Annotated in this window: 9 protein-coding genes and 1 pseudogene; 3 read left to right on the forward strand and 7 right to left on the reverse strand. The window is 54.1% G+C overall.

Annotated features, from left to right (window positions below):
- Positions 1–167: 167 nt before the first annotated feature.
- The 3 genes and pseudogenes from NO877_RS20060 to NO877_RS19365 form a co-directional block, all read left to right on the forward strand.
- Positions 168–410: pseudogene (locus NO877_RS20060) on the forward strand (hypothetical protein); the annotation flags it as partial.
- A 156-nt stretch (positions 411–566) separates the two neighbouring features.
- A complete protein-coding gene (locus NO877_RS19360) occupies positions 567–7,784 on the forward strand; it encodes a type IV secretory system conjugative DNA transfer family protein (RefSeq protein WP_256397935.1) in 7,218 nt (2,405 codons plus the stop codon).
- Positions 7,785–9,430: 1,646 nt separating this feature from the next.
- Positions 9,431–9,922 (forward strand): HNH endonuclease, encoded by a 492-nt coding sequence (locus NO877_RS19365; RefSeq protein WP_256397936.1) that lies wholly within the window; start codon positions 9,431–9,433, stop codon positions 9,920–9,922.
- 537 nt (positions 9,923–10,459) lie between these two features.
- Here NO877_RS19365 and NO877_RS19370 read toward each other — a convergent pair.
- The 7 genes from NO877_RS19370 to NO877_RS19400 all read right to left on the reverse strand — a co-directional run bounded on the left by NO877_RS19370 (position 10,460) and on the right by NO877_RS19400 (position 14,420).
- Positions 10,460–10,750, reverse strand: coding sequence for a PadR family transcriptional regulator (locus tag NO877_RS19370; protein ID WP_256397937.1), 291 nt, complete (start codon positions 10,748–10,750; stop codon positions 10,460–10,462).
- Positions 10,751–10,880: 130 nt separating this feature from the next.
- Positions 10,881–11,126, reverse strand: coding sequence for a HalOD1 output domain-containing protein (locus NO877_RS19375; protein ID WP_256397938.1), 246 nt, complete (start codon positions 11,124–11,126; stop codon positions 10,881–10,883).
- A 108-nt stretch (positions 11,127–11,234) separates the two neighbouring features.
- Entirely contained in the window at positions 11,235–11,750 is a 516-nt protein-coding gene (locus NO877_RS19380) for a helix-turn-helix domain-containing protein (protein ID WP_256397939.1), read from the reverse strand.
- A gap of 136 nt (positions 11,751–11,886) precedes the next feature.
- Complete coding sequence (locus tag NO877_RS19385; protein WP_256397940.1) at positions 11,887–12,180, reverse strand: hypothetical protein; 294 nt, start codon at positions 12,178–12,180, stop codon at positions 11,887–11,889.
- Positions 12,161–12,766: a hypothetical protein gene (locus NO877_RS19390; RefSeq protein WP_256397941.1), complete on the reverse strand. Its 606-nt coding sequence runs from the start codon at positions 12,764–12,766 to the stop codon at positions 12,161–12,163. The genes NO877_RS19385 and NO877_RS19390 overlap by 20 nt, the downstream gene beginning before the upstream one ends.
- Positions 12,767–13,078, reverse strand: coding sequence for a DUF8065 family protein (locus tag NO877_RS19395; RefSeq protein ID WP_256397942.1), 312 nt, complete (start codon positions 13,076–13,078; stop codon positions 12,767–12,769).
- A 103-nt stretch (positions 13,079–13,181) separates the two neighbouring features.
- Positions 13,182–14,420, reverse strand: a complete 1,239-nt coding sequence (locus tag NO877_RS19400; RefSeq protein WP_256397944.1) for a tyrosine-type recombinase/integrase — start codon at positions 14,418–14,420, stop codon at positions 13,182–13,184.
- Positions 14,421–14,959 lie beyond the last annotated feature (539 nt).

Genomic DNA, 14,959 nt, shown 5'->3' on the forward strand with positions numbered 1-14,959 from the left:
CTTTGAGCAACCGGCACAACTTCCCCGATGAAGCGGGAGATTTGCGTCATAGACAACCGCAGTTTCCCGCTTCAACTCCTTCGATTTAGTGACTCGTCCCGACGCCATCTAGTGATTCAACAGAGCCCCTTGACCCGACAGACAAGGATTGCCGAACCGCGAAGTACATCGGTAATCTCGAAGGCACACCGGCTTTCGAGTGCAACATCCGATATTTCGTGTTCGACCAGCGAGCCAAAACTGCTGTCAGGCACATCAAGGGGATCGAAAACGCGTTCACCTCGATCTATCAAAACAACCGACTCAACCAGCAGTTCACTGCAACTCGATTCGGTGGTGAAGAAGCAAAAGAACATTACGTCAAAGCCGCCCTTCGCGAACTCGAGCCGAACGATACGATACTAACGAAGGAAGAGTTGGCCGCACTCGCACACCTCCCAAACGAGGAAATACACACTCAAAACGTTGATTTCATCAAAACAACGTACGGAGACTCTGCTCCTGGAGGGACTGGAGGGACATCGAAAGACGGGAAACTAGCTGAGGATATCCCTGCAGACGCTCAAATGTCTGAATTCGCTGAGTTGAATGAAAACCCGCCCGTTGACATGGGTGCTGATGCGGATGATCTCACAACCTATGAGAAGGCAAAGCGTGTCGTCTCGTCGTCCTCAAAATCCTATTATCGGCCTTCAGTGTCTCCAGACGACTACCCGGAAACAGACGTTATCCGAGCAGTGAGAGAAGAAGCCCCTAGTAAAGAGCAAGAAGAGATCGGTGTCAAAAGGGTCCTCACATTCGCAGCAGCCTACGAACGTGGCGATCTCGACCACGAAAAGATGCGAAGCGAAATGTCTTCTGTCGAAGCCTACGAAGCGATGGTTCGATTGGCAGAAAACCACATCGAAGAAGCCTATCTCATCCGGGCAAAAGAAGCCGACTCCTCACAGGCCGACTCTGGACGGGACTCTGCCCGTGTAGAACAACACTCTCAGGCGGCACAGAAGCCAGCGACATCAGCCAGTACCGCAGAACTCGGTGAGAAACCCGCACTCACAGATGGAACGGGGACACAAGACAGCCTCCCGTTGAGTGTTGAGGGCGACGAGCGAGCAGAGAATCGAACGGCAAGTGGGGCGACTGCGTCGACAACAGTCGAGGACGACAACCTCCCAGCCAAGCGCGGGAAGTTCGCAGTCAATTTCGTCGACACAGAGTACCAGCAAACCCGATCGGAGAGCGGTAGGATCCTCCATATGAATTTCAAGCAGACGGGTTCTGATGGGAGCCTCTACATGGGAGAGGACGTCCGGCAATTGTTTGTCGAAGACCACGCCGAAGACCCAGATATGAATATCTGGTTGGGGTATCAATCCCGTGGGAACAACCCGATGGATGAAGTCGGGATGGAGAAGTTCTCGTGGTTCCGCCATATCTCGATGTTCGGGACGACTGGGATGGGTAAGACGACCTCCCAAAAGAACCTCATCAACCAGATTGTTCGGAAGGGCTACGGCTGTGTTGTGATCGACCCGAAAGGCGATATGGCTATCGAGCTCATGCAGGAGATCCCCGAATCCAGACTCGATGATGTGATCTGGGTTGAACCCGGATCGATCAAACACCCCGACAGAGTGGCCGCGATCAACTTCTTGGAGCCGTCGATACCAGAGGACCACCCACGATACGACCGAGAAGTCGAATCCATCGTCGACGATCTCCAGGCAATTCTGAAAGCCGAAGGGTATTGGGGGGCGAAGATGGCCGGGATTACGAAGAATATCACGCGGGCGATGATCCGCTCGAACAATCCCTACACCCTGTACGATATGTACAACGTCCTCGGCCAAGAGGAAAAACGCTGGAACTTCGCCCGCTCGCTCGAACGCGAAGGCGTCGAGCTGGGCGATACCGAAACCGGGAGCATCATCACTGACATCAGGCAGTACTCCAAGCGCATTGCTCAGATGGAAGCCGACGAGGTCGACCCCGTCGTCCGCCGACTCCAGGACTGGGCAGAGAGCCCTATATCGAAGGAGATCGTTTCTCACCGCAATAGTTCGGTGTCGATCAACGATGCTGTCGAAGAAGGCAAGATCATTCTGGTGCGGAATACCGTCTCGAATGAGGAAGTCAAACGGGTGGTCTCGACGGCGATCATCCGGCGTGTGTGGGCGACCATCCAGTCTCGGGCCGACGAGGAAGAAAACGAAGCCGACCGCGAGCCGTTTTTCATGTTGATCGACGAGTTCGACGACGTCGTCAGCGAGGACATGAACGTCGACAAGATGTTGACCAAGGCACGCTCCGGGAAAATGTCGGTGTGTCTGGCCTGTCAGAACCCCGCCCAGATCGAAGAAGACCACGAGGGAATTCTCAGACAGATCTTCTCGAATACGGATACAATGGCGACCTTCGGTGTGCGTGGCCCAGACGACAGTGAGCTGATCGCCAAGCGGATGGGTGATAATGTCGACGCCGAAGATATCCGAGGGATGCCGGAGTTCCGTATTCTGACGCGGATTACCTACATGGACGAGGGCCAACGGAAGCTCAGTCCTGCAGTGGGTCTCCAGACGTTCCCCGACTACCCGCCGCTGCGAACCAAGGAGGAAGCCCACGAAGCAATCGAACGAAGCCTCGAACGGTATGGTGTCGAACCGATGGCGAATTCGCCCGAAGAGACCGACCTGCTCATCTCGGGCGGTGGGCTCCAAGAACAGACCGTCGTCGACTTCCTGGAACTCGTCTGGGGCGAGCAACTCAAACGGGGGGCCGAAACGGTGACTGTCGAATCGTTCGCCGACCGCTTCGAGGAGGCGTTGGGCCACCCGATCGAGGAGTTCCCTAGTGGGATCGGCGTGCCGCCGGAGATGATCAACGTCCACAACGTCTCGTTGGGGGATGACGAGGATGAGGACCCATTCTCAATGGACGGCGAGTGGGAGTACCACGAAGACGACGACACAAACAACCTGATCGCCTACCAGACCGAAAAGCGAATCCACATCCAAAAGCCCGAAGCAGAAGTCTCGATCACCGCCGAGGGGATCGACGCCATTCTCCAGCAGGACAGCGGTCGGAATCAACCGACTGAATCACATCGAAAGACGATCCACGACGGCTTCCGCTGGTTCAGTCGACTCGGTATGGACCTGAGTGTTCCAATCCAGAGTGGGACAGGAGAGGTCTGCGATGGGCTTGCGGATCTCCCGGTCGAACAGCAAGGCGCACCCGCAGAGATCGCAAAAACGCTCGAAGCCTTCGAAGAAGACTACCCAGAGGCCTCTGCCATCTCCAGTGGGTATCATATCAATTTGGAGGCCGAAACGACGACCCAACGGAAGCCCGCCCGGACGATTGAGAATGTGGTTCGGGCAAGCACAGAGGGCCGCAAGGCCATCCTGATGGTCGAAGACGGCCGCAGCAGCGGCCGGGGGCGGGCCTACCATGCCAACCGAGTCGAAAACATCCTGACCGACCCACCGTTCTATCGCGAAGACCGGATGCACCCGCCGGGAACAGAGATCCCCGACGACGAGGAACCCGAACCAGAGCCAGTGCGGATTCTCTACAACCGGACGGACAAACTCCGAATCGGGACACCAGGAGAAAACCAAGAGAAGTTCGCGCTCATTCCCCGTGGGAAGGAAGCCGTCTGGGTCGATACCGGGAAGAAACTTGAGTTGTATGATGGCCACGGACCCGACGCCGAAAAGTGGGGCGAAGCCAAATACAGCGAGACGTACTACGGATCGTCCAATGCCTTCGACGTCTGGTGTCGCTACGATCAGCATCAACGTGAGTGGGCGGTCTATCCAGGCTACGGTGAGACGGTTCGGTTCGATAGCAAAAAGGAACTCAGAGAATCCTACCAGTTCGTCCGTGGGCCACTCTACATGGATGCGATGGTCGAGCAACTCCCCAAGCGCGACGAGTGGGAGGTCCTGATCCTGCCGGATCCGACCGCAATCTACCGAGATCCAAACGAGGCCCACGACCAAGACAACGATGGACAAAAGGCAGTCTACGAGTTGGACCTGCAGTTCCCACCCGAGGAGGTGCCGCTGGTCTATCGCGACGGCGAGACGACGCCGCTGATCGACGAGGACAGTGATCTGTTGACTGGCCCCTGCACGGAGGATGTCGAGACTGACGACACAAACACAAACGAAGACGGCACCGCCGACAGCCCTACAGAGGCGCAGGCGATGGTAATGGCCGGCGATGAGATCCAAGAGATCATGGATACATTCGAACAAATACAACTGGAAGCAGAGACCAAACAGCTAATCGACGGCTACCGCCGAGAGTACACCACCAAAGAACTCACTCGGCTTGACGAAATCGAGGGTGTCTTCGGCGCAAAGCATCCCGGCGAGATCGACCTCTGGATGAGCGTCTGGGATTACTGGTCACGAAGCTACGATACAGGAATCGCTAAGACGAATCTTCCCGATGCGACAATGACGGCGACCGGGCTCACGCGGGCGAAGGCGAAAGACGCCGTCGCTATCGCCGAGGACTTCGACTTGCTGGTTGAGGCGACTCCGGCAGATACCGACGACCCGAACATCGACGAAGAGACGACCATCCTCCGGTTGGTCCAGCCTGAAGAACGCCCCGACCTGTTCGTCGAAAGCACGGCCGATCTGAAAGCATTCGCCGACCGCGAGAAGTGGGCAGAGATCTGGGATGTGTTCATCGACACGTCCGACAAGATTGAACAGCCATTCCTGCAGACGGTCATCGAGAAAACCAGCACCATCGAAGGCGATCTGCAGACACGAGCCGTAATCGGTGTCGGTTGTCTGTGTGGTGCAATCGTCGAGGTCGGTGGGGAATACGCACTCTCTGATGAACGCCCACGAGATATCTGGCTCACCCTTTGGGAGAAGTCTCGTGCCGAACTCAACGAGCCGCTCCCTGAACAAAAGATCCGGTTGGGGCTGAAAATTGAGCTCTTGGACAGTGATGTCGACCACGAGGACTACTTCGAGAGCGCCCTCGATCACAACGAGCTGTACTCACCGGAGGACCTCGCCGCCGACCAGTACGTCGTCAATGACCCCGCCAGCGACGAGGGCCCAGAGATTATCGAGCGCGAAGGCCCCGATCCGTTCGACGACCCCGACGACGACCCAGATGGCGTCGACAACACGCCGTCGACAGAGGCCGAGACGCAGGCCCCACAGAGCCCCCAAGAGAACGTCGGGCCTGCGACGGCCGATGTAGAGCCACAGGAGGCCGCAGACGCCGCCACAACAGACGACACGACCGAGGGTGAGCAATCGGTCGCCTCGGCCAACTCGTCCAGTACGAACGACGCAGGGGATTCTGATGTCGACCCTGATGAGAAGTTCGACGACGTCGGCCCGGAGAGCTTCACAGAGAACGCTGTCTCTACGTTCTTCGGTGGCGATCTAGCCGAGCATCAAGACGCTACCGAAACGACTGAGAACACCGAGGACGAAGACTCGGCGGTTGATGAGAGTGCCACTGACGTCGACAGTGACACCGACGCAGCCGATTCAGATGGCAGCTACAAACAGGAGGTCGACCCAGCAGACGTACGAAGCCACTACTCGGCTATCGAAGACGTCTATGGAGACCTTCCGATCGGCGAGTTCGCTCCGATCCTGAATGCTGATTATGCGGGGTGGTACATCACCGAGGATAACGACGAGTACGACCCAGATCTCCCGATCGAGGGTAACGAGACTGACTCCCGAGTCTTCGATAAAATTCGCAAACCCGCCTCTCCGAAAGACGACCTCAGCAAGATCATCCAGGGCGTCGAGCGGACGATGTATGCGACGACCTCCTACAAGACCGACGAGATGATGGGCGAGTGGACGCCCGCACAGTACGACCGAGAACGCGGCGGCTATGAGTATCCGATCACCGGGAACCCACTACCGGGCTGGGAAGATATTGCTGGCCTCATGGTCTGGGGTGATATCGATCTGGCCGACGAGCTCAAACCACAGCGTGGGGACCTCGACGCCGAGACGCAGGCGACAGTCGAACGAACGCTGGAAGCCTACGCCGAACGCTACGCTGATCTCTATGGCAGTGAGGACGCCATCTTCGGACTCGACAGCGTGGGTGGGGCCTACATCATGGGAGCGCCCACAGCGACGTTGGATATCTTCCAGTACTTCCAGGACATCAAAGAGAATCCTGTGGGTGCTGCGATGGTCTTCGAGGAGTTCGTCGAGCGATCCAATGAGCGGCTGAAGGAGATCGAACAGGAGGTCAACGAGGAGGTCGATGGAGCCGCAGAAGTGATCCATCCTGACTGGGTGAACAACCCCAACCGACTGTACAAAGCACCGCTGTCGATCCACACGAAACACAAGGCTGTCGTGACGCCAATCGACCCAACTGATGTGGAATATGATATGACGGAACTCGGAGCAGTCGATGAGGATCTGATCGCCGAAGCCCGCCAATGGGTGGCCGACCTCAACGACGGAACACACCGCGAGTGTGTCGACTCACTGGTCGCAAATCTGTGGCCACAGGAGTACAAACAGGAGGACGGTGACTGGAAATCTGCTCTAGAGCGTTGGGTTACTAAAAAGCGAAATGAGGAGGCAAAAAAGCGCGAAAAAGAACGCAAAGCTCGGGAAAATCGCCTCGAACGAGTCGAAGATGCAGAGGTTAATCTCACGCCCAACTACGTCGATGAATACCGGGCACTCGAAGCCATCTCGACCGAGGAAGTGGTCCGCCTGTATGCCTGTGATGACTGGGATACGGGGCTCAAAAATTCGCACAAGATCGAGTTCAATCCATCGTGGCGAACGTCCAGCAGTGGGTCGTCATGCTTTGTAAACACTCGGACAGATAACTTCGGAGACTCCGGTATGGGAGGGGGTGGATACGCCGACAAAGCAATGGCTCTGGGCGACCCTGATATCGCCTACTGGGATCCCTCGGATGACCTCGAAGGTGAGCTTCGTGGGGAGGCTCTCGACGCACTTCGAGAGGCTGGCTATGAGGTGCCACTGTTCGTCCCAGACGTGGGTTCAGACAAGCGCAATGGAGACGGCAAACATGACCAAACTCCCCTCTGGGCGAAGCTCGATGCGGCGGTCGCACTCGGGGTCTGTAAGGAGGATGATTTCGTCGAAGTCGAGCGCGAAGATAATGGGGAGAAATACCACAAACTTCCAGATGATGTAAACGCGGAATTATTCGGGATTCTCCGCAATGAGTACGGCTACACAGTGAGTGAAACTAAGGGTGAAGACGAGTCGGAATCTGCGGATAATTCCACTGATCCATCGGGTGCGGAAAACGCCGGTGGTGTGGGACTCGGTGTGGTCACCGGTGATGACTCAGTAGGAGAGTCAACCGGAGATCGTGACGTCGACGGTGGTGACGATGCAGACGACGAGGACGAACTTACCAGATTCCTTACCTACGAGGAACCCGACCTCGACAACCCCGCAATCGATGTCGACACTGATGCGGTTCACCAGTTCGTTAGTGAGTTCGCAGTGGTCCACGAAGGAGACGACCCGAGCATTGGAATCAAGAAAGATACCCTATTCCTTGCATTTGCTAACTGGAGTAAATTGAATGGGATAGAGCTTAATAAACTATCTGGGAATAAAGCCACACAGCCAAAGAAAACCAAGCTGAAAACCATCCTGGATTCTCTCTATAATATTAACGACGGGAAGGTGAATAGTGATGAGGGCCGGTTCCGAGGATTCCGTTCTATAGAGTTGTCTGAATATGGAGAGGAGCTACTAACAACTGATTTAGAATAGTCTCTAAGCTCTTTTTTATTCTCTCATTGCGTTAATTATATCTGACGAAAAATACATTATTTTTTGAAGTCGGTGTAAATTGGAAAATCTATGCCGATCACTCTGGATTGTTCACTCCGGCCACATCCCCCGACTTTATTCTGCTTTGAGTTAGCTTGTATTCTATAATATCAATCTCTGTAATCAATATGCACTGTTGCATCTGATTCAACGGTTATGCAGACTTTCAGTGTGGTAATATGGGTACATAGAATATGCCAAAACCGCAGTACGGCTCTGTGGTGTCCGGCAGGCCGGACAGTTACACCCTAGTTCTCACAGCGGTTTACTAATTCTCTGGGACAAAATACGAGAAAAACGATAGACAGCGCCGGGTGCCCGGCCGGCCGGACAGAATCCCAGTGTATTATCAGAATTCAGAGAGTATATCTTAAAGTCTGAAAATAACCATACGTAGCGGCTGTCCGGCGGGTTGGACAGGCAAATTTTGGCTATCATATTTGTGTAGAGAATCGTTTCTAAGATGCGTTTATAGCTATTTTTGATGGCTCTATCCATATTATACTGACTAAACATTACATACTTATTTTCGTCTTTTGTCCGGCCGGCCGGACACCCCCCATTTTAACGCCGAGCGTCTAGTAGAAGGACCGACACCCCCCCTACGCGGGGTCAAATTAGTGAATTTGAAACACCCATCGTTTCACTCAGGATTCTGATATAGCTTCTCCAATAATGAGACCAACTGAGCCAGTTGGATTTCAGGCTGAAAATCTTCACTTGGAGTGGGTGGTGAGTGGCTTCGCAATTTGGTGGCCGCCCGTGATGATCGGGGGTGGGTTGGGATGGTGGTGACCGGCTCATCGAGGACAACCGCAGCTGGTCGGATGGCCGACTACGTTTCGTCCCAGCGGGTTCTCGCGAAGGCGGTGGATTGGCCACGACACCAGAGACGATGGCTGTCTCTGGAAACTGATACGTTTGGTCCCAACCGGGCGATGATCTACCCGATCAGTGGGCTGGGTTCGGCCACTCAGATCGGCGGTCGAATTGCATTCGACTGCGCGGAGATCGGCGGCCATCTCACAGCCAGCGTGGATGGTCACACCACGGGGTGAGTCGAGACCGCGACGGGGCCCACTACACGGTGGGTGGTGGTCAGTGCTGACGGCCATCGAGTTGTGCTTCGAATCGCGGACTTCGGCGACGAATTCCGGCGGTTCGAGGGGCCAGTTGGCACAGGTCAGTGGGCAGTTATCGACGACGTCTCGACGGGGGATATCTCTGATTTCTGAAATAGACCACTGGCGGGTTGCGGCCCGGTGGATCTCCTGGTCGACAGAGCATCCAGGAAGGTTCATCGTGGAGATGGTCACGGTTCGGGGGCAGCCAGTGGTGGCCCGTCGGGAGGTCGTTGTCAGTAGCTCGGTGACTGATCGAGAGGGCACAAATACGGTCCTCAGATCGGGGCTGTTTTTCGGCATGAGAGCCGTCCCATTGACGCCCTCGACAGACGCTAATTCAGGGTGGTTTCAGCGCCGAAGAATCGACGGTGGTCCGCACTGGTTTGTGGCCGATTGACGAGGAGCAACTGACGGGCAATTTTTGTGGGCAGATGGGTGCCCCATTGAGGGGTTAGAGGTACTATGAGAAAACGAGATAAAACCACAGAGGGTAAGAACCCTCGAAAAACAGCGGAGTGGTTCTGGCTACGGATGGAAGCGATAATGCGAGACGACTATGAATGCCAAGAGTGCGGTGTTCTTGGAGGTCGCAAGGGAGATGCACAACTACATGCGCATCATATCATACCCGTCTCTGAAGGCGGTGAAAACGATCCTGATAATCTCCTCACTCTCTGTCGTCAATGCCATCTGTACGAGTTCCATGACTGGAAACACGCTAAACGCGGTTCTGTTGAGGTAGTCGACGAGCAAACAACGCTCACCGACTCAGATGAAGACACCGATTCGGATGATCCGACTCCACCAGACGGTGTGCCGAACAAAGCCTACGTCACAGTCAAGAATCCGCATCCTGGCTGTGAGTACTACTACTGGCAATGGCGTGACGGTGATTCCTGGAAAAACGAGTATATCGGGCCTGTCGACGACGTCGAATTCAGACGTATCGATTGAAGTAGTCGAATAACAGACCCCTGAATTCTATTTTTTGACCCAAATACATCATTTGAATGTATGGTAATAATGTACTGATGGACTGTCGTACCACGTCTTCTGTTTAATAATGTACGCACGTCGTAATGCAAACTCGGACACAAAGATCGTAGTTTTCATCGAGCAAGAGCTATCGAACCATATTTTCCACAAGATATCCAAAGTAGCTGCTTGCACTGGACTGGTTAGGCAATTGAATATCGTGGCCAGTCCTCAAATTCGGGAAGCGCGGTGGATAGGGAGAGACGTCGGCAGTCGACTGCACAACCGCAGTTTGTCTCTCGGTGATGTGTGAATTGGAGAAGGGAGTCCAGAAGATCGCCTCCGACAGTGACGTTTCTGAAGGGTTTTGGCTATGTTCTCAAGAGCGATTCGTCAAGCTCGTATTGGTTTGTCCACCAGGCCTGAGACACACGCCTAGCCGACGATTCGACCGTAATCTAACGGTCGTCGACACCGAACGTTGGCCATGCGAAGACTCGCTCAGTGGTTTTCGGCCTACGCATCGAGACTGAGCTGCTCAAGTCGCTCGTCTTCCCATTGTCGTCGATCTGCAATGAGGTTTCTTCCTTGGTCCGTAAGCCTGTAGAGATTAGTTCGCTTGTTTTTCGATTGCTTCTCGACTAATCCCTGGTCGACGAGGTCGTCGAGGTTGGGATACAGACGGCCGTGGTTGACTTCGACTGACGAACTCTGGTTAAGTTCACTCCTGACTTCTTGACCGGAGGGGTCATCAGTACCTGCGATACAGTAGAGGAGGTCTCGCTGGAACCCTGTCAATTCGAACATGAGTCTATATATCAGAAGTAGTGTATAAAACCATCCCCTATTTGCTCTCTGAGCAATTCGTTCTCTGTTGTCCAGCGTTTTTGAGCATGAGCTTGATACGCCGAATTCCATCCAACTGTACTCACATCCGCTACAGTAGTTGGTTTAATTGTCTTCTTTCAGCCCCATCTACGAGGACCGCCCCCTCACTTGTGATGGCCACTTGATGTTCCGGAAGTTCGAACGACAGTGTCCAGGATGCAGTTCCATGTGACGCCAACTGCTGGATAGCTTCAGGTTCAATGTACTCATAGAGAGCGAGGTCAAGTTCGGACGGTTCTGTCCCCTTTACCTCCGCAATAGCTTCGATAATCTCTGGAATTGGAGACTGTTCCATGCCAATTTATTCGGTATCTGTACAGATGAGTCCTTTACCAGACCTGTATGGTACATCTGCTGTGGCCTATCGGCGCAGGAGTTGCACCGTCGTCTACCGGAGCCATCGTCAGCTGTGTGATGATGCGGTAGAACTGACGGACTTTCTTCGCGCTCGCTCGTGGAGACGGCGTTCCTCGATAGCGGTGGCCCAATCACCGAGATCGACGTAGATGTCGTCGATTCGTTCGGGACCGAATTCGAGGACGTCGATCTCTGAGGGTGAGTCGGCATCATATTCGTCGCGATATGCCTCGATCTGGTCGGTCAGCTCTGAAACGCGAGTTTGCAACTCGTCGACGGAGTTGTTCAACGCCAGTTCGTTGACTCGTCGCCACCGGAAGTAGTCGTCGTTGCGCTCGTATCTGGCTGGCCGTCCCTCGTGATGGATGACGATCCCGAGGTCGACGTAGAATGACAGATGTGTCCGTGCTGACTCTTCTGAACAATCCGCTTTGTCCGCTATCTCTGCGGCGGTCATCGACTCTCGGGCGTGTAGAACCGCGCCGTACACGCGTTGTTTCGTGTCTTCGTTTTCGAACGGTCTATCAAATGGCGGTGGACCGTTTCGGCGGTCGTCTACCATATCCATTCTACTGGGACAGACCACATATTTCTTTCTGCAGCCAATATATGTGGGTGGATTCTAAATCTAGTCACGATTTGTCAGTGTTCTCGTTCGTCGTCGATGAGTCGGGATGTCTCTTCGCTCGACAATTTGATCAGATTTGATCAAATACGACACTCAGTTCATCACGCATAGATTCTCTGCGGTAGCGTCGTTTTTCGGCTTCTGAGAGGTAGTTCTGAGACACGACTTCAGTACTCAATGAGCCTTGATCGGCAGCGATTCCTTCGAGACCTTCGATCATCTGCTTGACTGCCTCGTTGTAGGTGGTAGCCCAGAAGCCTCGACCCATCTTGGCGGTCGGCGTTTGACCTTCGACGGTGACACCTGCATTTTCGGCAAGTCGCTCAAATCGGTCCTCGACTTTCTCACGGAAACAGGTGATCATCTAGCACATCGCTACAGTCAATTGGGATCCCTTCCCATGCAGCTTTCACCGCATTGTACCCGGTCCAGCCTTCACGTTCTAACAGCTTCCCACAGGCTTCGCAGAACTCATGTCTCGATGTCAGATGATTGTCGTAGAGAATGTAGAAAAGAAACGGCGGAGTTACGACACGTATATTTTCGTCATGGTTGGCGGCGGCACGGCGAATTGAGCGCCGACCAGCCGCGTCCATCAGGACAACATAGTCGACCGTCTCTGGATTCTGTAGTACTTCTTGCCGGAGTGATTCTTCACCGGCATCAGCTCCGTGGGGGCGAGGGACGCTTGTCACCTGTGTAAGCGGCGTTTCATCGTTTTCAAGTGCCTCAAGTGCGGCACGGCTCCCGTAGTGAAGTCTGTATGGACGGCTTCCCTCTGGAGCGGTTTCACGCGTGTTTTCGATGTGCCGTTTGAGTTCCTGTTTACAGACGTTTGTCGTCGTGAGTCCGACATGCTCAGTTAGCAGGCTCCACAAGGAACTATTCGCAACAGCAATCAACGCATCAGTATCGACGAGAATCGGATATCGCGTGTCGCTGCTGGCCATTTAGACGAGATAGTCACTGGTATCGGCCTCGACAGCCTCACGGAAGGCTTCAATGTCTTCTTGAAGCATGTCGAATTCATCGCCGAGGAGCACGCGGGTAGCTTCCTCTGAGAGATCTCCAGCAGAGTACCGTTCATAAATAGCAATCTTATCGTCGTCTGTCATTGATCGCCGAAGCATCTGGCTGAGTCCTTCGCGCGCGAGTTCGCTAATATTGATTCCGCCCAGATGGACGGAGTCCAACTCGGTTGCCGCCTCTTTGAGCGGGCCAGCACGGAATTTGATCGTATCATCAAGCGATTTCTGGCTCATACTCAGACCTATGTGAGTGAGGATGTTAAACTGTTCCCCAATGTGTGTACACGAGACAACAAATTGTGTCCTTGTATCTCTTCGTCTGATAAATGGATCAGGTTCAACCAAATACGCCACTCAGTTCATTACGCATGGATTCTCTTCGGTAGCGTCGCTTCTCGGCCTCTGAGAGGTAGTTCTGCGAGACAATTTCCGTACTAGCCGAGCCTTGATCAGCAGCGATCCCTTCCAAGCCCTCCATCATCTGTTTGACTGCGTCGTTGTAGGTGGTATACCAGAAGCGTCGACCCATCTTGGCGGTCGGTGTTTGCCCCTCGACAGCGACTCCTGCAGCTTCTCCAAGTCGCTTGAATCGATCATTGACCGTCTGCGGTGCGATATGCCCGGTCGACGAGCGACTAGATGGGAAGAGATAGCCATCCCAATTCGGGCCATCGAGATCGACGATTCGCTGATTCAGCACGTCGACGCCGAACAGCAGCGCAACCTCTCCTGGACCGTTCTTGCGCTGCTCGAAAACGATTCGGTTGTCCGCATCATCGGTGAGCACGAACTGATCGATAGAAAGCGAGGCAACCTCGTTGGGTCGGAGCCCCCAGGCCCCAAGCGCCAAGACGAGGAGTTGAGAGTCAATAGAGTCAGCGGCCTCGTAGATCGCCCGCATCCCGTCGGCGTCGACAGTCTTGTTGTCGGGTGTGTCGATCTCCCAGCGGAACTGATCGTTAGCCCCGTCGAGTGGATTGTATTTGGCGCCCTCGAACCGCACTTGGTGGTCGTAGAACTGCTGGACATCACCGAGGTATTTGAGCCGCGACTGATCGGTCGACAGGCGGTCTTTGAGGACGTCGAAGACTTCCATACAGCGGTCATTTTCGACTGGCCGCTCGTCGATATCATTGAGGTTTCGGGTGAGGTTGTGAGGGCCGTGCAGCTGCTCGTAGATTCGAGCATACTCCGCCAGTCGAGAGCGTCGACTCACGACTGTCGACGGCGCGAGTTCCCCACGGTTACGCTGTGTCGAGAGATACGTCTGGATTGCTTCGATAGTCTCGTCGCTTCTAACTCCCCAATCGTAGCCTGATTCCTCGTTGTTCCCTCCTGGATTCTCGTCGTCAAGACCGACCTCGTCGACGAAGAACTCTTTGACCGTGAGATCGTGGTGCTCTCGAAGCGTGTAGGACAGTCCGGAGAAGCCGTTGGCAGCTAGCCACTCGTAGCTCGGTCGACCGTGTTTTGGGTTGTAATCGTCTTCTTGCATCGCCGGTCGGATCTTGGTGTAGTAGAAGTCGACCAACTCACTGAGTGACTTACGCGCCCACTGATACTGAGATCCGGTCATGGGAAGGTCCTCGCTGTGTTTCGGGGTGATTTGATACCGGCCATTTTCTTGGAGTAGCGTTTATCTTACTATTATCTAATAGTTCTGGTTAGCTAGTTGTCTAGTGCAGACAACACGCTAAGTAACTGAATGGGTCGATATCTGGAAAAATTGTATGAATCATATGCTGCTATAGAAAATGCGAAATATTCTGTTGTACACAGTTTCGGAGGATGGGGTAGAACTGGGCCTGTTCTCGCTATTTTTCCGTAATCACAGCTAATTGAGTAGCCGACAGACGAACTATCGTGGGTTTCTATTCGATACGCTCCAGAAATTAATCGGTATTTGGCCTCGAATCGGAGTGTTGCCACTCAAGAAACGCGAGCCATTGGTGAGATACCCGTTTAGTCAGGCGGTATCAGTTCTCCACCATCCGTCTTTAGTTAGGAGACGAACCGCATGACAGCGGCGGCGTATCGAGGTATGTTTGCGGAAGGAACGAGGAGGCAACGAGTGTGTACCACGAAACCTCCTCATCTCGGATTATGCGTCGGCTC

Origin of the sequence: Halohasta litorea, from assembly GCF_024494645.1 — an archaeon.
Taxonomy (GTDB): Archaea; Halobacteriota; Halobacteria; order Halobacteriales; family Haloferacaceae; genus Halohasta; species Halohasta litorea.